We start from the raw sequence: 20,310 nt of genomic DNA on the forward strand, positions 1-20,310 counted from the left end.
GATCAACTGATTTGCGGCCGGGCATCCCTGACGCGGAGAGAGCCGTCCGAAGTCGATGCAGGAGGGCCTTGGCCGCGGGGCTGCCGGGGCCGTCCGTCCGCCAGGCCAGCGCGACCCGGCCACGTGGCTGCGGCCCGGTTATCTCCAGCGTCCGCAGCCCGAAGGCTGACGCCGCGTCGGCCGGAAGCGCCGGAACGATGGCCACGCCGAGCCCACGGGCGGCGAGTTTCGCCAGGAGCCGCGGAGAAGCCGCCTCGAACACGACGCGGGGCTGGAAACCGGCCTGCGCGCACGCGCGGTCAAGCACCCCGCGCAGACCCGTGCCGCGCGGCAGGCTGATCAACGGACGGCCGCGGAGGGCTGCCAACGGAACGCCCGTGCAGCCCGGATGCGTGATGAGCGGGTCGGCCGGCGTCAGAGCGGCGACCAGGGGCTCGTCGATCACAATCTGGAGAGAGATGCCCGGCGGGGGTTCCTCATCCGCCAGTCCGATCACGGCGATGTCGAGTTCGCCGCGCCGCAGGGCTGCGAGCATCCGTTCCGAGGTGTCTTCGGCGAGTGCGATCTCGACCTGCGGGTGATCATCATGGAAGTCGGCCAGGACGGAAGCCACGTCGAATTCGTGGGCGGTGGCACCCGAGACGAGGCTGATCGCGACACGGCCGCGGAGCAGCCCGGTGAACTCGTCCACGGTCTGGCGTACCCCCTCGACGGCGGCGAGGGCGGCCCGCGCATACGGCAGTACGGCCTCGCCCACTTCCGTCAGGGTCACCGAGCCGCCGGAGCGGTCCAAGAGCGGCTGCCCGAGTTCCCGTTCGAGCCGCCGTACCTGGGCGCTCACCCCTGGCTGCGCCAGGTGCAAGCGGGCGGCGGCGCGGGTGAAGCCAGCCTCCTCCACCACAGCGACGAAGTACCGCAGCTCTCGAAGCTCCATAACTGGTGATGCTAGCCGCGAGACATACAAACTCTTGGACTTCTGGCTGCGCTGCCGACACTCTCGAGGTCATGGGGAACACGACGCACGGAAGCACAGCGATGGACATCAGAGCCGCGATCGCGGCCGAACGCCGGGAGCTGGCGGCCTTGTTGGACGGGCTGTCGGCCGGGCAGTGGGACGCGCCGACTCTGTGCGCGGGGTGGCGGGTAAGGGAGGTCGCCGCCCATATGACGATGGGGTTCCGGTACTCGCTTCCCACGATGGCTTGGGAACTCGTCAAAGCGCGCGGCAGCCTCAACCGGATGACCGACCGGTGCGCCCGCAAGGACGCGGCCACCTACTCGACTCGCGAGCTCGCCGCGTCACTCGGCGACAACGCGGGCCACCCCTGGAAGCCACCGGTCGGCGGGATCGCGGCGGCGTTGGGTCACGACGTGATCCACGGCCTGGACATCACAGTCGCGCTGGGCCTCGGCCGTCAGGTCCCCGAAGACCGCTTGCGCATCCTCATGGAGAGCGTCAACTCCAGAACCCTCAAGTTCTTCGGAGCCGACCTGGGCGGCATCGAACTGCGCGCCAGCGACCTCGACTGGTCACTCGGCACCGGTACACCCCTGTCCGGTACGGCACAGGACCTCCTGTTGCTCGCATACGGCCGCAAGCTCCCCCCTGGCCACCTCCACGGCGAGATGCGCGAGCGCTTCGTCGCTGCCTGAGCCCGGCCCACCGGCGGGCCGAGGAGAACAACTTCCGTGTGCCGGACCTGAGGTCTACACGACGAATCGCCCGCCGCGGAGTGCGGGAAGTCCGTAATCGTGGGTGTGGCACTGATAAGCCCCCGCTCCGGGGCCGTTGGGTGGTCGACGAGTACGCCGACGGCACCACCGGCCTGGTCGTAACCGAGGTCGAATGGGACAAGGGCCGACCACCGCCAACCACTTCGAGCCGGATCGGCCGGGACAACAGCACCGACCGCCGGTACTCCGACGCCGACGGATTCCCCCGGGGCGGAGCCCCGTTGCCGGAACGGCCGACCCACGTCAGTGCGACCAGTACGGATCGTCCACCGTCCCGCATGCCTGCTCGCCCTCAACGGGCCGCCCGAACGGATACCCCACGGTGTCGTCCGGCTTGGTGGCGTCCCCGACATTGCCCAGAGAGCTCTCCAGTCTGAAGCAGCCGACCTCACCACCGAGCCAGACCAGGCGCACCGCATGTTGGGAGTCACGCACGACAAGTTCTCCGGCAGCAGGCCTGGACTCGACCCTCAGTCCCTGCCCAGCCCAATGACGCGTGAGCTGATCACGGAACAGCCCGCTCTTCTCCTTCGCGACCCTGGTCTTCACCCAGTAAGTACCTCCCAGGCTGGCACGGCCGCTCTTGTCACAGCCCTGGGTGCCGCAGAAGCCCGTGCGATCGGCTTCGATCTCATATGCTCCGGCCGTCCACTGGACCTTGGGACTTACTGCGGCGGCGGTATCCGCGAAGAAAGCCTCCAGCCTCCGATGGGCGTCGTCGTCAGAGGTCGCGGGAGGAGGGGACGAGCAGCCGCTCAGAACGGCCAGCGCGAAGGCTCCGAGCAGAGCCGTCAGCCCACGGCGGACCCCACCGCTCCGCCTTGCCCTGGAGTTCGGACTCCGCCCCGTCATCATCGCCCCGCCTCGCGACTGATCCTCTCCGGATGACCGGCGACGATCTTGCCGATGTTCGAGAGAGACTCACCGCCCTTGCCGTTGAAGTAGTTGTCGTGGGAGTCCCACACCGCGCCGTCGTCGACCTGGAACCGCTGGGCCCCGAAGCCCGCACTGGCCGGGTCCTTGCCGTACCACAGGCCGTCCGGGTCAAGGAGCTGGCCTGTTCCCGGCAGCACGATGTTGGTGCCGGACGGCAGGTGGGTGACCGGGTCCCACATTGCGGAGCCGACGTAGACGTGGCCCTGGCCGACCCCCAGCTGCGACGCGTTGTCAGCACCCGTTCCCGGGCTGCCCACCAGGACGATGTCATCGGCCGGGAGCCCGCCCTGACGCTGTGCGGCCTGGCCGACGACCAGCGAGCCGTAGCTGTGTCCGATCGACGTCACGTGAGCGGGGGCACCCCCCTCGTGAGTTGCACGCAGACCCGCGAGGAACTGGTCGTACGAGGCGGCGCCCACGACCGCACGGTCCTTGGTGGCGACCGAGACGTCCTGCTGTGGCGCGTCATAACCGAGCCAGATCATCGAAGCGGTGGAACCGGGATCAGGATGAAGCTCTGTGCCCTGCGCAGCGTCGTAGATCCGCTTCGCGCTGGCCGTGTCGCCGCCTCCGGCGCCGACCAGGTTGCTGTTCAGCCCGGGGACGATCGAGGACACGTTCTTGGCCGTGTCGGGGTTGCCCCAGCACAGGATCGCGCGCCCCTGGCCTTCTTCGCCGATCCCGAGGAGGAGGAGCGGCGGGTTGGAGCCCGGGCGTCCCTCACCGCCGTCGACCTTCCCGTCGAGGCGGTCCTGGATCCGCTGGAAGCCGTCCAGCTTCTGCTGGTCATCGGGCGACAGCGGCTGGGGCTTGTTCCGGTAGGTGTCGACCAGCCTGGGCAACACGATCTGGTTGGCCTGGTCGCGAGCGAGGCTGGGGATGCCGTTGCAGTTGCCGATGAGCTCGGGATGGGTCTTGATCAGCCTCTGCTGCTCGTCCGGTGTCAGGCCCTTCCACCAGGAGTTGACGGCAGCCGGCGAGGCATCCGGCTTGGGCATGCCATTCAGGAGGGCGTCCAGCGGCGTGCGGGTGGTGCTCAGCCGGTCCATCGTCGCGGACTGGAGGTTGAGGCCGTTGCCGTTGCGCGCGTTGGCGGTGTAGTGGCGCAGCTGGTCGGCAGTGGCCCGGTCGGCCGCATCGGCCTCGGCGATTGCGGCGGTGATCCGGTCGGCAATCCCGTGGCTCTCGGCCTCCAGGCTCGTCCTGGCGTCGGGGTCGTGACGGTCCGCACCCGTCAGCGGAGGTGGGCTGACCACCCCGCACTCGTTCACGCTCATCCCGGCGGCCTGCGCGTCAAACAGGGCCTGGCGGAGTTTGGACTGCGCGAGGAACAAGGCGTCGGCGCCGCCGCGCAGCACCTCACCGATCATCTCCAGCTCGACCCGCGCGGCGCGCAGCTTGCTCGTGGTCAGACTCAGAGACTGCCCGGCCGTGTCCCCGGCGTTCCCGGTCCAGCCGGAGTCGCGCACACGCTGGTCCACGCCACTGTTCCAGCTGTCCGCGTGGCCGCCGAATGCCTTGTCCAGGCCGTCATAGGCATCGGCGGTGTCGTACATGCCGCCGAAGTCGGTGTCCCGGAGTGCCATGAGATCCACGGCTGTCAGCCCCTCGCCGCTGCGGTGACCTCGGCGGCCACGCTCGAGTCGGCGTCCTGGTACCCCTGCGCGCACGTGATGAGGCTCTGACCGCGGCGGTCCATCTCGGCCGACAGACCGGTCAGAAGCGCTCGCCATGATTCCGTGCACTCGTGCAGCGCCGCACCGGTCTGCCAAGGACCCAGCGCGCCGACCGTCCGGTCCGACGCCCCCAGAACGCCCGCCATCTCGCCGGGCACCTGCGCCGCTATGTCCTCCGCCGTCCTCCCGGCGGCCTGCACCTCCTCCGGATGCACCCGGAATCCCCCGCTACCGCCCTGACCCGGCACGCCCGCCCCCAGCTTGATCGACAACGTGTCGAACCATAGCGAAGGCCGCCGACAACACCACCAGGAGCAACCCGCACCGAGAACCGGTGGGTTCAACACCACGCGGTGCCACCGGACTTGGCCGAAGGGCGCCCGCCTTCGAACATCGGCAACGTCCTCGCCGCCGGCACCGGGGCCGGCCTCAAGGGCCACGTGGGCCACATGGGCCAGATCGGCCACTCCTACGTCCGCGCCGCACTGATCTACCGGCACGCCGCGGCCGAACAGCAGACCAAGATCTCCAACGGCATCAGCGCCGTCGTCTTCGATATCCGCAGCCGCCGCCGGCAACCGCCTGTTGCGGACACTACCTCGATTGCCGAGGTGTCCCGTCAGGGGTGAATTCCCCGCAGCCCGGCGAGCACTCCGCCGGCCGGGCTGCAGGTTCGGGTTGCTTTCGGTGTCCCGTCCCACTTGAACCAGACCCGCACGTCCTTGTGGCCCGAGCATGCTCCCGAACCGGTGTCGGCTGCGAACGAGACATGGCCGTCGTTACACGTGGCCGTCTCGCCCGTCTGCTCAGGCGCCTCACCCCGGTCCCATCCGCAGTGGGCGACCGCGTGGGCGCAGAGTGAGTAGCGCTCAGCTGGTGTGCGCCTCGACGGCGTCGATGATCTCGGGCCAGAGTTCGCGAGGGCGGTCGTGACCCATACCGGGGATCAACAAGAGCTTCGCTCCGGGGACGAGATCTGCGGTGCGTTCCCCACCACTGGGGTCGATCAGCGTGTCATCCAGGCCATGGATCACCAGAGTCGGCACCCGAAGCTTCCGGAGCGCATCTGCGCGTGAGCCACCGAGGATGATCGCTCCGAGTTGACGCCCGACTCCGGCCGGGTAGTACGCGCGGTCGTAACTGTTGGCAGCCAGCTCACGAAGGACTGCGGGGTCGCCGTATCGCTTGGAGGCCCACACCAGTTCCCTCTCCGCCGCTGCGATGTATCCCTCGCGGTCTGCCGGCTTCGGACTGGAGACCACCGCCTGGGCTTCGGGAGTGGACCGGCCGTATTCGGGTTCGCCGGTCGAGGACATCATCGACGTCAGGGTCAGCACCCGCGCCGGCTGGGCGATGGCCATCGTCTGGGCGATCATTCCGCCCATCGAGGATCCGACCACGTGAGCTCGTTCGATTCCGAGCGCGGTGAGCAGGTCGAGGCCGTCGTCGGCCATGTCCTGAAGCGTGTAGGGAACCATCGCGAGGGCGGACGGAATGTCTCCCGAGCTTACGGTGGTGATGAGCCGGCCCGTGTCGACGGAGTGATCGTCGAACTTGGTGGACAGCCCGCAGTCGCGGTTGTCGTACCGGATCACGTAGCGGCCACGATTGGCGAGTGCGCGGCAGAAATCCTCGTGCCAGGCGAGCATCTGAGCGCCGAGACCCATCACGAGCAGGACAGGTGCGCCAGAGGGGTCACCGAACGCCTCGTACGCGATGGACACTCCGGGCGAGACTTCGACAATCGGCATGCTTGGAGTTTCCCAGCATCGGCTGTCGGAGCGCACCCGGATTATCGGCAGCGCTTGACCTTCACGTCCTCCATGCAGGTCGTCGAGACCTGGAGTGGCTTGAGCGGTAGTCGAACTCGACGAACCGAAGTCCGCCACTCAGGCGCCGCGCCAGCGGCCTTCTGGCACGAATCTGGTACGACAGGCCAAGGTTGGTCCAGACGAAGAAACAAGCTGTCGGCAACGGGTGAAACGGCTACCACGGACGGCGGATCAAAAGCGGGCCGCTCTGCGATCTCTTGATCATCCTGGCTTCAATGCTCGGAGGTCAGGAGGAAGAGAGGGTGATCCGCGTGGAGGACTGGGCCGAGATTCGCCGGTTGCATCGGGCGGAGGGCCTGTCGGCCCGGGCTGTGGCCCGGCAGCTGGGGATCTCTCGTGGCACGGTGTCGCGTGCGCTGGCCTCGGACCGGCCGCCGAAGTACCAGCGTCCACTGAAGGGATCGGCGGTCGACGCGGTGGAGCCGGCGATCCGTGAGCTTCTGAAGGCGACTCCGACGATGCCGGTCACGGTGATCGCGGAGCGGATCGGCTGGGAACGCGGGCTGACGATCCTGCGCGAACGGGTCCGCGAGCTGCGGCCGGCCTACCTGCCGGTGGACCCGGTCTCGCGGACGGTCTACCAGCCCGGCGAGCTCGCCCAGTGCGACCTGTGGTTCCCGCCCGTGGACATCCCGCTGGGCTACGGCCAGTGCGGCCGCCCGCCGGTCCTGGTCATCGTGTCGGGCTACTCGCGGGTGATCACCGCCCGGATGCTGCCCTCGCGGCAGACCGGTGACCTGATCGACGGCCACTGGCGCCTGCTCGCCGACGGCTGGGGAGCCGTCCCGAAGATGCTGGTCTGGGACAACGAGCCGGGCGTCGGCAAGGGCAGGCTGACCAGCGAGTTCGCCGCGTTCGCCGGCCTGCTGGCGGTCAGGGTCCATCTCTGCCGGCCCCGCGATCCCGAGGCGAAGGGCCTGGTCGAGCGCGCGAACGGCTACCTGGAGACCAGCTTCCTGCCCGGCCGTGTCTTCACGGGCCCCGACGACTTCAACAACCAGCTGACCGCCTGGCTGCAGATCGCCAACCGACGGACCCACCGCTCCATCGACGCCCGGCCGGTCGATCGCTGGGCGACGGACCGCGCCGCGATGCTGACCGTCCCGCCCGTCACACCGCCGCACTGGTGGCGTTTCCACACCCGCATCGGCCGCGACCACTACGTCCGCGTCGACACCTGCGACTACTCCGTCCATCCCCGCGCCATCAGCCACCGCGTCATGGTCCGCGCCGACAACGAGGAGGTCACCGTCATCGCCGGCAACGATGTCGTCGCCCGACACACCCGCTGCTGGGCCAGACATCAGACCCTGACCGATCCCCAGCACGCCGCCGCGGCCGACATCCTGCGCGGCGAGGTCATCCACCACCAGGCCGCCCGCGCGGCCACCGCCCGGGCCTCACTCCTGGCTCCGGACGGCCTCGGCATCGAGGTCGAGCAAAGAGAACTCCACTCCTACGACCGGATGTTCACCCTCATCGAGGGCGGCGCCGGGAAGGAGGACACCTGATGACCCGCACCACCGCCACCAGCCGCACCACCACTATCGACACGGCCAAGCAGGACGGCCAGGCGAACCGAACGAGCCGGCAGACTGCCGCCGACCTGGCCTTCCTCGCCCGTGCGATGAAGGCGCCCGCGCTGCTGGACGCCGCTGAGCGCCTGGCGGAGCGAGCCCGCACCGAGTCCTGGACCCACACCGAGTACCTGGTCGCCTGTCTGCAGCGCGAGGTTGCCGCCCGCGACAGCCACGGCGGCGAGGGCCGCATCCGCGCCGCCCGTTTCCCCGCGATCAAGACCATCGAGGAGCTGGACCTCACACACTTGCGCGGCATGACGCGCCAACAACTCGCGCACCTGGGAACATTGGACTTCATAGCGGCCAAGGAGAACGCCGTTTTTCTGGGGCCGCCCGGCACCGGCAAGACGCACCTGGCCACTGGGCTCGCGGTCAGGGCCTGCCAGGCCGGCCACCGCGTTGCGTTCGCCACCGCCGCCCAATGGGTCGACCGCCTGGCCGCCGCCCACCAGGCCGGCCGGCTCCAGGACGAACTGATCAAGCTCGGACGCTACCCGCTGATCGTGATTGACGAGGTCGGCTACATCCCGTTCGAGGCAGAAGCCGCGAACCTGTTCTTCCAGCTGATCTCGAACAGATACGAGAGGGCCAGCGTGATCGTCACCTCGAACAAGCCCTTCGGACGCTGGGGAGAGACCTTCGGCGACGAGACCGTCGCCGCCGCCATGATCGACCGACTCGTCCACCACGCCGAGGTCCACTCCCTCAAAGGCGAGTCCTACCGCATGCGCGGCCGCGAACTCGGCCGAGCTCGCGGCACCAACAACGACTGAACAAGACTGCACGATGGCCCACGATTGAACCGATCAGACCGGCCCGATTTCAGCCGTTGCCGACACAAGCCGCAGGCCTCTGGCCTGCGGCTTAGCGCTGGAGCGGGCGACGAGAATCGAACTCGCGCTATAAGCTTGGGAATCTATGGCCCTCCGGGCCGAAACTGCCTCTGACCTGCGGCGATACAGAACGCCGCCATCGACATGAGATGACTCGCAGGCCCCTGTCGGCTGCTGTTCGCCGGTGCATCTGGCACGGATCTGGCACACGGCCGGTTCGTTGGCCCGCGAGAAGCGATCCGCTCCTCGCGCAGTACTGCGATTGGTGCCACACCTGCACCGTCCGCCGGGCCCGACACCGCACATCGGCCGCCGACCGGACTGTCCCCGGGTGGGCGGACTCGACAAGGTATCCCTGGAAGTGCCGCCGGCCCCCAGTCGGGCGTTACGTCGACCCTTCGTCTTCGCTGACTGAGGGCTACCCGCAATGACGACCACTCCGCCACTCTCGGCCCACTGCCTCCACTCCCGTACCCCTGGCCCACCCCCTATTCAGCAGCCAAACCACCGATGTCCCATGCACCCTTCACCCGACTTGGCCATCAAGGCCAGGGAGTTGCCAGGGGATGGCCTAAACATCGTAAGCCGGGTTGAATCCTTGGCGCAGTGCCTCGCTGCGGGCCTGCAGGGCCTGTTCCGCCTGGGCACGGCTGACCGACTCGCCCGCCGCTAGGCGCCGGCCGACGATTGCGGCGGCTTGGCGCTCCGGAGGCTCCAAGGTGCGGGTCTCCTTAGCCCAGCGCTCGATGGCAGTCCACTCCTCGGCTGTGACGGCCAGAACCTCCTCGATCCGAGGGTCGGTGGATCCGTCGGCAGCCTCGATCCGATCGGCCAGCGGTTCGGATAGCAGTTCGGCCTTCAGCGCATCAGGGACGGTCCACTGGACCTCAGATACGGCGTTCCAGCAGCCCACGGACTTGGCCCACTCGCCCACGTGGTTTCCCTTCGTGGGGTTCGTCGCCGTGGTCATCACCCGTTGGCACAGATCGTAGAGGGCGGCCTGCAGAACGGGGGAGATCTGCTGCATCTGCCAGATCTTGTCCAGGTCAAGGCAAAGTTCGACGGCCCTGGACAGGCGGGCGATGGTGTAGGTCGTGACGATGCTCTTGTGACTGCCTGCACCCAAGGTGAACGCGATCCGATCGACGGCCTTGAAGAGGATCGCCTTCGCAATGAGCCGTTGGCAGTAGATGGCGTCGACCACGGGCTCGTGCTCCTGCATGCGGATCATGAACTCGGCGAAGTTCTTCTGCGCGCCCCTGCTGACCAGGTGGGGAAGCTGTTCCCAGGAGTGGACGTACTTCGCCAGGTCGCTCTTGGTGAACTTCTGCTTGCTGGGGCACAACACCTTGAACTTGGTCTGCTGCGCCGGGGTGCGGCTGGCGAGCTCGTCCGCGTACTGGCCACGGGCGCGCTCGTAGAACCAGTGGGTTGCTTGGCCGCTTGCATCATACGCTTCTGCCCACAGCACGCGGGTGATGCGTTGAACGGCGACGTGGTAGGCGTGATTGGAGCTGAAGTCGACCAGGGTGACACGGTTCTGAGTGTTGGAGTATTCGGAGATCTTGGGGACGATCTCGGCGAGGCGCTCCGGCGCGACCACAGAGAGCTTCATCTGAACGAAGACATTGGACAGGTCGGCCCTGTCTCGCTTGAGGGCATAGTGCAGCGAGGCCGTGGTCTGGCCGCCGTTGACGATCTGTAGACCGTGAATGCGGCGGATGGCGATGGGGCGTCCGGCACTGTCTTGGACAAAGTCCACCCGGGAAGCTGTAGCGGTGATGCCATTGTTGTAGGCGAGGAAGCGTCCAGGGGCCTTGAGCAGCGTAGTTCGGATACCTCGGTTGACGGCGCCTCGGGTCTGGAGGAACGAGCGCACGTTCAACTCCAGGAGGCCGGGGCCGTGTTCGCCGTAAAGCTCGGCGAGGCGCTGGCCGGGCGCGACGGCCATGACTACGGAGTAGTCCGGTTCTGTGCTCTCGGCAGCCAGGCAGGGGAGCGGCTCCTCAAACTCCACGATGATCGGCTCGCCGAGGGCACCGGAGGTTGCCCGACGGTGCAGACGCGGCAAGTCCCAGATCTCATGGGTGACTTCGATGCCGTTGAACTCAGTGGCTACCGGCGTCGGGGAACTGCTGATGCAGTTCGTCAGGAGGAACAGCCGGATCTTGGCGAGACCGGGAAGGGCCCTCTCGACGGCGAGGCTCATTTCTCGTACATCGACGAAGTCGTCGAACTGCTCTGCCACCTTGCTGCATTGACTGAGGAACGCAAGCAACTGGCGGAACAGCGTCGCTGTCCGCGTCTTGGTGAGCTTGCCCTCCAGCGGCGCGGTCTGGAACTCGGTGACGAAGAGGTCCAGGCACTGGGCTGCGTCATCCAAGCCATAGCCGTGGATCATCAGGCGGCTCGGCACGGCATGGTAGGCCGTGAAGTAGTTGCTGACGACCCCTGCCTCTTCCAAGTCTTCGAGTACGGAACGGGTGAAGACCTCGGGTAGGTTGCTCCGCTCGGCTTCCCCGGTCGCCATGACCTCGTTCACGAGATCTTTGGCAAACGAGGACTGGTCGACGGCGGCCATGATCAACTCCCAAGCAGTTCTGCGACCCATTCCTGGGTCACAAGAAATTTGTCCAGCCCCGCCAGGTCGAGGTGGTAGCTGCAGTCGTGCACACCGGGCGGGAGGCTCGCTTCGATGATGCGTGGAAAGTCGACACCAATATCCCAGAAGCGCAGGTGGCGCTGGGTATAGCGGGGCTCCAAGTAGTGCTCTCGGTGCCCGGGAAGGTAGCCCGCCCGTATCAGTGCATCGTCAAGGTGGGCCTGTGCGGAGCCAGTGGAGAGGCGCTCGCGGGTGGAGTCGACGAGGGAATTGAGGCTCTCGCCGATGCCGCCGCGCCGTTCATCCAGCGTGGCCACGGCCAGGAGGAGGCGGGGGATCCCTGTTGGATCGAGCTGGCGTTCGCTGGAGATCTCGACCAGGTTGCCGGCCTTCGACGTGTTGGTCTTGACCTCGATGGCCAAGTCGGCCAACTGGAAGTCCTGGTGGGCCTCGATCGGACCGGTCCACGCCTCCACGGCTTCGTCGCCGGTCAGCGCGGGGAGCAGTATGTCGCGGAGGACGAACAGCTCGCCGACCAAGCCTCGACGGGCTCGGGTCCCCAGGCCCTCCTTGCTGATGCTGCGGAGCAAGTGCTGCCACCGGGCAAAGCGGTTGATCGCGGCGATCATTGCCTTCTGGTCGCTGCCTGCCTGGCGTGCCGCGTCTGCGATGTCGGCCACCAATGGGCTGAACACTTCACGGAGTTCATCGGCGACGAGCGAGACATGGAGCTCGTACACGGAGCGGGTGGCCGCGGAGATGCTCAGTTCCAGCCCGGCGGTCGGGGCGAGACGGCCAAGGGCACGTACGGCCCCTTCGCCAGCGTGCGCGTCCACGGACAGGACGAGTGCACGCTGCATGCCCGGGTGATTGACCGTCAGGAACAGATTGCGGCCCGACTCCGGGTACACGCGCCGTATAGATCGGCCAGGCGCTGCTTGCGGCTCCTCCAAGTCGTGCCACAGCTCCTCGGTGACGATCACAGCGCCGCCTCGTCAAAGAGTTCGATGTCCTCGCGACGCCAGATCGCATTGACCACGTACTCCGTCTTCGCCGAGTCCGGCGAGTGCGGAAAGCTCACCGCGAAGGCAATGATCGGCGGTAGGTCCTTCCCCAGCGGGTTCTCCAAGGGGTAGATCAACAGATGGGCCTGATCGGGGCTCCGGAGGAGTCGGAGCCGCGGACCGCTGAGTACCCTGGCGTTCAGTGCCTCTCCTGCGCCGCCGTCCTGGCTTGAAGCGGCAGCAAGTGCAGCCCGGACCTGCTCCCGGGGCACATCGCGTCCCTCGTCGCTTGGGCTGACCAGGCGTTGGATGGCAAGTCGACCCTCCTGGGCGGGATCGTTCTTGCTCCGCCGTTCGACCAGACCGACCTGATGCCCCGCAATGTTGAACTGGTTTACAGCACCGTTCTTGCTGACCAGACGGACAGTCCACCGACTCAACTCGCCCACTTCCATGCATTTGCGGATGTATTGGGCGATAAAGGCAGGCCGAACCCGCTGGGCTCCGCGGTCGGTCACATAACGGTCGAAGAAGGCAGAGACCACCAGCTCCGGCGGGACATCCTTCCAGACCACGCTCGGTCCAGGATCGTCAAGAGACCCAGGTGCAAGCTGGTCCAGCCGCCCGACGAAGCCCTCCAGAACTTCGAGGTTCCCCTCGACAACGCCCTTGTCAAGGTTGAAGATCACCGTCTCAGAGATCTCGCCGGAATAGCTGAGCAGTACCTTTGTTCCTTGGCGCATCTTGTTCGGTGCCGTGATGCTGAGGTTCATCGACGAGGACCGGACCTTGAGGCCGAAGTCCCTGGGAGTCAAGCCGAGAGCCGCCATCTCCTCTATCTCCCGGCGCAGCTCGTCTGTCGCAGCGGTGATCTCCACGTAGGCGCGCTCTAGAAGCGGAGTGGTGTAGAGCCGGCAAAGGTCCTCATAGCCGGGCCGGTACCCGAACCAGCGGCCCATCTGCAGCAGCGCATCGTAGGTCTTCGAGTGGCGCAGGTAGTAGCTGACGGTCAGGCCCTCCAGGGTCAGGCCACGAGACAGCTTCTCGCCGCCGATGGCGATGACCGAGATACCTTTGTCCCGGTTCTCGTAGTAGTCGAGCGCGTCCTTGGCGGTGCCGTTGATGGCTTTGACCTGGATTTTCAGCAAGGCGGGAAGGACGTGTTCCTGAACCTCGCTCCAGGTGAGCTGCTCGGTACGTTCGGCATCGAACTGCGCGCTGGTCCTGAGGAAGTCGTTCTCCCACAGCTGGCTTAGCTCGGCGAAACGTTGGCGGGAGGTCGCACTGTACTGGTCCCGAAGCGTGTCAGCGATGAACCGGAGGTGCTCGTCGACTTGGTCGCGGACGTGCCCTTGAACCGCAGTGAACCGGGTGACATGGACGAGCATCGAGTTGTGCTCGGCGCCTTGGCCACGTGCGCGCCGCGCTGCGCAGGCGAGGATGAAGGAGTCGACCGCCTCGCGGAGGGAATCCGGCAGGTCATCACTCGGCGCGTACCCTGATCCGTGCTTGCTGGGCAACCAGTCCGTGTAGTCCTCGGCATAGCGCACCAGCGGCAGCGCCTCGACGTCTTCCTCCTCATCGTCGGACGCCTGAAGCCCGAAGACCCGCTCAGGGCTGAGGTAGTTGGACGGGGCACGGAGGCTGCGGATGAAGCTCTCCGGGAAGAGGTCCGCGCCCACCTCGTCGTGGTCGGCCTTCGGATCGATGTAGATGTTGGCGAACGGTGTCGCGGTGTAGCCGACGTACGCGGACTTGCCGAAGCTGTTGAGGAGCCTGCGGATCGCTGCATTGATCTTGGACGGGTCGGTGTCCGGGTCCTTGGAGACGTTGATAGAGGCGTTGTCCGCTTCGTCGTCGATGATCAGCAGCGGTACGTCGTGCACGGTCTTGAGGCCGGACTCGGCACCGACGACGCCGTGCACCTCGGTGATCCAGGTGCGCAGGTATTCGATGATGCGCGCATGCTTCTTGATCACTAGGACGACGGGGAAGTTGCCGACCGGGATGTTCGTCTTCGCCGCGATCTGCCGACCGAAGTCGCCCTTCTCGGTGCTGTTGGTCAGCGACGCGATGTCCAAGCGCTTCGTCAGCGGCATCGCACCGGCCCCTATCCGGTACTGCGCGCCCTCTTGGTCGGTACGCAGCTGATACTGCGAGTCGAAGCCCAACAGGCCTTCATCAACACGCAGTTGGGTCTGGCTACGCAAGTCGTTGTGGATGCCGGCCAAGACGACCACCAGACGGTATCCAGCATCGACCGCCTTGCAACACAGGCCGATATAGTGACCGGTCTTGCCGGACTGCACTTGGCCCAGGGTCAGCCCGGTGCGCCGCCAACTTCCTGTCCGCAGCGGGTCCTCCAGTTGCTCCAGCACCTCTTCCGTGCTGCGGTCGAGCTGGCGCACCACACGGCTGGGAAGCATCCGGACATCTTCGAGATAGCGACGGTAGCGCTCCCAGAAGTCCCAGGTCCGCTCGCTCTTCACGGCGTGGAGCCAAGGCTCGTGATTGGCCCCGTCGACCAGCCCAGCGGAGTCCTCCTGAAACACCGACATCAGCGCCTGGATGCGCTTGGTGAGAGCCCCCCGATCGATCACGTCGCCACGAACGAGCAACATTCCCAGGATGGAGTTGACGACGTCGCCGATCTCCTCTGAGGTTGCCTGGCGGTCGGCGGGCAGCAGCGCTTGGACCAGCCGGACGGCCTGGTCGAGCGAGTCTTCAGCGGTGGTGCCCACAATGGCCTCCGGGAATTCGATTGGGCTGGGGTGAAGCTAGACCCAAGCAGTCACGGTCAGGCGTTCATGCTTCGCTCCAGAATCCGCGCAGCTCGGAGAAAGGGTGCATGGTCCGCAGCCGCTCCCGGGCCGCTGCAGGGCTGGAGCCATCGCCGATCAGGGCCTGAAGGATCCGTTCGGCCACCGCGACGGCTGTCACGTCAGCCTCGCCGGCTTCGTCGAATGGGGTCGGGTCATCGGCAGTATCGGTCTCATGCAGCACGCGGAGCGCCGTTACGGGAACTGTCTCTTCGAGGAGGTACAGCAGCGCACGAAGGTCCTTGCCCCGCTCACCGCTCTCCCGCAGGACCTCTTTGACCAGCGGGTGTCGGCGATTGATCTTGCACCGTACGATGCCGTTGACCCGGCGGACCTCCCAGGCGAAGGCGATCGGGTCTCCGTGCGTCCGGGCAGCGATACGACTGCGATGCCGAAGCCCTTCGGCGGCACGGGTGCGGGTGTTGTGGGCGAGGCGCAGCAGATGGCGTCGGAGGGCGACCGGAGGGATCACGCTCGCCTTGCGCACGTCGACCCCCCAGTCGACGTCGGTCTCCGCCGGGATGTCGACGGCGATACGGGCAAGATTGTACTTTTCCTCGCTACGCAGCCCGGGAAGCCCAAGCCAGTCGCCGGCAAGGATGAGCCGATTGCGTCGATAGACGTAGAAGCCCTGCTGCTTCAGCCAGCCACGGGGTCCTGCGGCCAAGTCGTACTGCTCCTGAGAGAGCTGACGGCTGCTCGGAAGTACGAAGCTCTCAACGCGGACCGTTCCCGAACCCAGCGGAAGGTCTTCGACAGGCAGTCGTTGGATCGACCCGTGGGAGAGCATGAAGGGATCCCAGGGCACAACAGCCGTTCCGGATACATGCATCGCTATCTTGCGAGCTCCGGAGAGGAAGCGCGCGAAGACCATTCCTAGGTGGTCCTGGGTCCGGGCGACCTCCGCGTAAAACTGCTTCTGGGTGGCCTCATCCTGTGCGGTCACGCTTGCGTCGACGTAGCCGTTGAGGCGGCGCCACAGCACGATTGTGCCCTTGCCGTGCTTTCCCTTGAGCTCCTCGAGGATCTTGGTGGTCGGCTCGTCAGCACCTCGGAGCAGGTGCCACTGGCCGTACATCTCGATCAGGTCCAAGTCCCATGTGCGCACTGACCAGTCGCCTTTGGAGAAGCTGGCGACGGTGAGCTGGCGTGCCTGTGAGAAGGAGGCGGACTTGAGGCCGACGCCGAAGCGCCCGAGATCCCGGGCGCTCCGCACTGTCGATGGACCGCGGGCGGCCACCGTCATGGCGATCCTGAGCTCTGCGGGAGTCATTCCGGAGCCGTCGTCGACGACGGCCATCCACGACTCCCGTCCTGCCCAAGTGAACTCCACGTCGACTGCTTTGGCGCCGGCGGAGACGCTGTTGTCGACCAAGTCTGCGATGGCGGCTTCGAGGGAGTAGCCGAGCGAACTCAGGGAGGCGACAAGGCCCGCGGGGTCGGGGGCGGCGATGTCGGAATCCAAGGTCACTCTCCATCGGAGCCGAAGCTGGCCGACTGTAGGGGCTATCAATCAAGTCCGCTGATGACAGAGCAGATTGGGCGCTGCCGGTTGGATTGGCAATACACTCTCGTCACACCCTAGCGAGCCGATGGGTGGATTGGGGAGGCGTTTTGCTTATTCGTGCACTTCAGAGCTTCCCGAAGCCACCAATCAGGTCAGTTCGCGAATGCCAGGCCATCATGGCGTCCGCGCGGCGGGGACGGCGGCCTGGGATGCTTCCTTCTGCCGTGCCATGAGCTCGGCGCGGATGTCGGTGGTCGGGATGTCCGGGGTGCCGATCCTTCCCACCGAGCGGCTGTGGGCTGCGAGGGCTGCCTCGACGAAGGGGCTGTCGAGTGTGGCCCGGGGCATCCAAGTATCGAGCTCGACCCACTTGACGGACTGGATGTGCTCGAAATCCACGACGAGGTCCGGGATCACCAGGTACTTCGGCAGCGGCAGGAACCGGTTGTGGTTGGGACGGTAGACCGCCATCGCAGAGTCCTTGTTACCGCCCGCATTGATCCACTTGGCGATGACGGGAGACTCATGTGCTACGTCCGCCCGAGCGAGTTTGACGTACTCAGCCTTCGGTATGGCGCGGTTGGTGCCGGGGACTTGGACCATGTCACAAACGGGTGTCAGTACCAGCCACCACCGCTCCTGGGGATCCTGGATGAGGTCTCCCGTGGTGATATGGCTGGCCACTCGCGGGTAGAGGTACACGCAGGCGGCCGAAGTGCTGTCGGCGGAGGTCTCCACAGGCGCCTCGGTGCGGAGAGCCGCCACGCCGTGCTCCTTGAGCCAGGCAGCAAGCCGGTTCACCAGGAGGGGACCGATTTCCTGGTGGTCGGCATCGGCCATCTCTGACCACTTCGGTGCGACGACATCACGCAGGAAGGAGCGGATCTCCTGGCTGAGCATGCCCTCCAGCCTGCGGGTCAGTGCAGGGACGCCGGACTCCAAGCCTGTGCGCACCGCGTCGACGATCTCCGGCAAGGCGTTCTTGCGGACCACCTGGATCAGCGGTGGCTGCGCCAGGTGCTGGACCTGTTTCGGCACTCCGGTCCAGAACACTACCGGAACCCACCGTTGAATCATGATCCTCTTGTACACCTCACGCCCTCGCTCGGCTGCCGCTACTGCGGGTCCTCCGGCCGAGTTGTCCTTCACATCGAGCACCACGAGGTCGAACGACTTGGTCATCAAGAGCTGCTCGCCACGGTCGAAGCTCGTCTCGATGTCGCATTTCACCGGCGGAAGGCCGGAGACCGGGGCTTCAAGCCGGATCGCGAGCTTGGCGGCAAACTCCTCCTCATCGTCGATGATGAGGATCCGGAAGGCGGGTGCCTCCGTGGTCATCCGAGTCTCCTTCGAAGGCGGATCCTGAAACAGGCGCCGGATAGTGGGCCAGATGACATCAGCGCGAGGTCACCGTTGTAGAAGTCCTCGACAATGGTCCCGGCGATGCTCAGCCCGAGACCGACTCCGTCAGGTTTATCGCTAAAATAGGTGTCGAAGATCAGTTCGCGGATCTCTTCCCGGACTCCTGGGCCGCTGTCGCTGACCAGGATGGTCACAGCGTCCTCGCCATCGCGGCTTGTATGAATCGCGATATTGCGATCCGCGTCTTCCGGCAGCGTCGACATCCAGTAGATCGAGTTGCCAACCAGGTTGACGATCACGGTGATGATGTCGCTGGGCTCGGCAGTGATGACCTCGTCCTGGCCGATGACCTTGACTGTGATGCCAGCCTTCTTGAGCACCTCCTCGTGCACCGACACACCGTCACGGATCGCTGACTGCAACGAAATTTTCCTCGGAGTCTCTCGTCGCCTGCCGCTCAGCGGTTCTATGCGGCTGAACAGCTTGTCCAACGCATCCGACTGCGCGGTAAAGCCAGCCTGCATCTTCGAAAGAGCCTGTGAGAGAAGGGGATCGGAGACCGCCACACTGTCGACCGCTTCTTCAAGCTCTCCGAGCAGGAAGGCGATCTTGGTCAGAGCAGTGCGCCCGTCGTGGAGGATGACATCGACCAACGCGCCGAGCGAGGCGAGGCGCGAGAAGCGGGAGAGAACCTCCTGTACCTTTTCGACGTTCTCCCGGAGGCTCTCGGTGGCCGCGTCCAGCGCACGCCCCAACTCCAAGTCGTCAGGGTATTTCTGGCTGACGATGCCACGGAGCGGGTCAAGCGTGAACGCGTCGAAGATGCCGTGACCGCGCTCCCGCTCCGCAGGGCTGCCGGGGGCATCATCCGAGACCCGCTCGGCGCGTCGGAGCTTGTAACGCCGGGTTTCCAGCTCGTTGGCACAGTCGAGCATCAGTGCCTTGAGGTCCTCAAAGGCCGGCGAGTCGATCAGACCCTCACGGTGTGAGCGGTCCTGCAGACCTGGATTGTGATCAGCGCTGATGTAGACGAAGCCCATCAGCTGATTGTTGGACAGACGCATCGTCGGGTTGTTGACGCGGCGCTGATCCAGGATCAGCCAGTCGAACTCCGGCTCACCGAAGGGCTGTACCCGGAACCCGTCCCGGTAAAGGGCCACGCCGGAGTTCGCACGGATCAGAGCCCGCAGCTCGGTGACGTTCTTGGCCCCGAGGTCCACCTGCGTCAGCTTCCGAAGAGACGGAGCATCGAGGTCCCAGGCGCGAAGGTCGATCTTGAGGGGACCGCAGGACGGAGCATGCCCCTTCACCCGAAGATCCCGGACGATCTGAACATCCTCCGAGCCTCGGGAAGCCCGGTAGACGAGTTCGGCGTGTCCCTCCGCGTCGATGGAACCGACCAAGCGGTAGTCAGGCCGGGCGAGGGCCTCTCTGGCGCGGACGAATCCCGTCCGATGTTCGAAAGGGGCGGGGACGTCCAAGTAGATTGAAAACTCCGGGCGGTCCGGGACATCCAGTTCAGCCGAGGGAGCAGGCGGCACCAACCGGGAGAGCGCGTACCAGAGTTGATCAATGGATGTCTCGGTCCACTGCTGGCGCAGCTCGCGAAGCCTGACGACGGTCCCGTGTGGTGTGCGGCCCTGTGTCTGCACCGCCTCAATGGCGGCAGCGCGCTCCTTGCCGAGCGCTCCACGAGTCGCGGCTTCGCTCACGGCGCGGAACAGACGCTGGGCCTCCCCATCGATGTCGAAGACCGTGGCCTCGCGGCTCGTCCAATGGATGGCTACATCATCGAGGTACACGTCCTCCTTGGTGAACGCGTCCCAGTCGACCAGTACCTCCGTCTCGACGCCATCCTCGCGCCGGGTCACGACAGACACCTCGCGTGCCAGGCGTGCTGACGCGAAGCGGCCGATGCCCTTAGCTCCCAGCACCCGGCGCGTTCCGCTCTCGCTGCGGGGAGCGCGCTGCCGGTGGGACGTCGCGACCTCCATCCACGAACCCTGGACTGTCTCCGGACGCATGCCGTGGCCGTCGTCCCACACCTCGACGGCACCCTTGCCCTTCTCGAGGGGGCCGACGAAGCGGATCACCACGAGGCCGGCGTCCGCGTCGTAGGAGTTCTTGACAAGTTCGACGAGGGCGACGCGTTCGTTGCTGATCAGCTCTTCGCCAAGCGTTTGCATCAACCGGGCTCGTGGCCTGAGCTGGGCACTCGTGTATTCAGAGGGCAACGAGACTCCAGCATGCCTATCGTTTGGCCGATTTGAGTAGCGAGGCAGGACAGTTGCCCGCAGGGTGACTCGAAGGAGCGGTTGGACGCCCGAACGAGCGGTACGAGCTCAAGAGTCTCCTCGGCACTCAATGGGACTTTACATCGATTCGGGCAACTCGGGGCAGTGGTTGGACACTTACAAATCAGTCA

Annotated in this window: 14 protein-coding genes and 1 pseudogene; 4 read left to right on the forward strand and 11 right to left on the reverse strand. The window is 66.0% G+C overall.

Annotated features, from left to right (window positions below; all coding sequences use genetic code 11):
* Positions 1–37 precede the first annotated feature (37 nt).
* Positions 38–934, reverse strand: a pseudogene (locus P3T39_RS02760) (LysR substrate-binding domain-containing protein); the annotation flags it as partial.
* A 101-nt stretch (positions 935–1,035) separates the two neighbouring features.
* Here P3T39_RS02760 and P3T39_RS02765 point away from each other — a divergent pair.
* Positions 1,036–1,653, forward strand: a complete 618-nt coding sequence (locus P3T39_RS02765) for a maleylpyruvate isomerase family mycothiol-dependent enzyme (RefSeq protein WP_280695637.1) — start codon at positions 1,036–1,038, stop codon at positions 1,651–1,653.
* A gap of 324 nt (positions 1,654–1,977) precedes the next feature.
* Here P3T39_RS02765 and P3T39_RS02770 read toward each other — a convergent pair whose 3' ends face one another.
* The 3 genes from P3T39_RS02770 to P3T39_RS02780 form a co-directional block, all read right to left on the reverse strand.
* On the reverse strand, positions 1,978–2,169 hold the full coding sequence (locus P3T39_RS02770) for a hypothetical protein (RefSeq protein ID WP_280695638.1): 192 nt from the start codon (positions 2,167–2,169) through the stop codon (positions 1,978–1,980).
* A 416-nt stretch (positions 2,170–2,585) separates the two neighbouring features.
* On the reverse strand, positions 2,586–4,256 hold the full coding sequence (locus P3T39_RS02775) for an alpha/beta hydrolase (protein ID WP_280695741.1): 1,671 nt from the start codon (positions 4,254–4,256) through the stop codon (positions 2,586–2,588).
* A 14-nt stretch (positions 4,257–4,270) separates the two neighbouring features.
* The gene (locus P3T39_RS02780) at positions 4,271–4,618 is read right to left on the reverse strand and encodes a type VII secretion target (RefSeq protein ID WP_280695639.1); all 348 of its coding nucleotides are present in this window, start codon (positions 4,616–4,618) and stop codon (positions 4,271–4,273) included.
* 81 nt (positions 4,619–4,699) lie between these two features.
* Here P3T39_RS02780 and P3T39_RS02785 point away from each other — a divergent pair, with 81 nt between their 5' ends.
* Positions 4,700–4,975, forward strand: a complete 276-nt coding sequence (locus P3T39_RS02785; protein ID WP_280695640.1) for a hypothetical protein — start codon at positions 4,700–4,702, stop codon at positions 4,973–4,975.
* A gap of 240 nt (positions 4,976–5,215) precedes the next feature.
* On the opposite strand, the gene P3T39_RS02790 is transcribed toward P3T39_RS02785, so the two are convergent.
* A complete protein-coding gene (locus P3T39_RS02790) occupies positions 5,216–6,097 on the reverse strand; it encodes an alpha/beta hydrolase (RefSeq protein WP_280695742.1) in 882 nt (293 codons plus the stop codon).
* Between the two features lie 323 nt (positions 6,098–6,420).
* Here P3T39_RS02790 and istA point away from each other — a divergent pair, with 323 nt between their 5' ends.
* Together istA and istB are read left to right on the forward strand one after the other, a co-directional pair.
* On the forward strand, positions 6,421–7,689 hold the full coding sequence (gene istA / locus P3T39_RS02795) for an IS21 family transposase (RefSeq protein WP_280695641.1): 1,269 nt from the start codon (positions 6,421–6,423) through the stop codon (positions 7,687–7,689).
* On the forward strand, positions 7,689–8,531 hold the full coding sequence (gene istB / locus P3T39_RS02800; protein ID WP_280695642.1) for an IS21-like element helper ATPase IstB: 843 nt from the start codon (positions 7,689–7,691) through the stop codon (positions 8,529–8,531). The genes istA and istB overlap by 1 nt, the downstream gene beginning before the upstream one ends.
* Before the next feature lie 631 nt (positions 8,532–9,162).
* Here the strand turns inward: istB and P3T39_RS02805 are convergent.
* The 6 genes from P3T39_RS02805 to P3T39_RS02830 form a co-directional block, all read right to left on the reverse strand.
* A complete protein-coding gene (locus P3T39_RS02805) occupies positions 9,163–11,172 on the reverse strand; it encodes an AIPR family protein (RefSeq protein ID WP_280695643.1) in 2,010 nt (669 codons plus the stop codon).
* Between the two features lie 2 nt (positions 11,173–11,174).
* Positions 11,175–12,176 carry a PD-(D/E)XK motif protein gene (locus tag P3T39_RS02810; protein ID WP_280695644.1) on the reverse strand — a complete coding sequence of 334 codons (1,002 nt, stop codon included), beginning with the start codon at positions 12,174–12,176 and terminating at the stop codon, positions 11,175–11,177.
* Entirely contained in the window at positions 12,173–14,938 is a 2,766-nt protein-coding gene (locus P3T39_RS02815) for a Z1 domain-containing protein (RefSeq protein WP_280695645.1), read from the reverse strand. The genes P3T39_RS02810 and P3T39_RS02815 overlap by 4 nt, the downstream gene beginning before the upstream one ends.
* Positions 14,939–15,002: 64 nt before the next feature.
* On the reverse strand, positions 15,003–16,481 hold the full coding sequence (locus P3T39_RS02820) for an ATP-binding protein (protein ID WP_280695646.1): 1,479 nt from the start codon (positions 16,479–16,481) through the stop codon (positions 15,003–15,005).
* Between the two features lie 216 nt (positions 16,482–16,697).
* Entirely contained in the window at positions 16,698–17,861 is a 1,164-nt protein-coding gene (locus P3T39_RS02825) for a hypothetical protein (protein ID WP_280695647.1), read from the reverse strand.
* Positions 17,858–20,071 carry an ATP-binding protein gene (locus tag P3T39_RS02830; RefSeq protein WP_280695648.1) on the reverse strand — a complete coding sequence of 738 codons (2,214 nt, stop codon included), beginning with the start codon at positions 20,069–20,071 and terminating at the stop codon, positions 17,858–17,860. The genes P3T39_RS02825 and P3T39_RS02830 overlap by 4 nt, the downstream gene beginning before the upstream one ends.
* Between the last annotated feature and the right edge of the window lie 239 nt (positions 20,072–20,310).

The sequence above is a fragment of the Kitasatospora sp. GP82 genome (genome assembly GCF_029892105.1).
In the GTDB taxonomy this organism is placed as follows: domain Bacteria; phylum Actinomycetota; class Actinomycetes; order Streptomycetales; family Streptomycetaceae; genus Kitasatospora.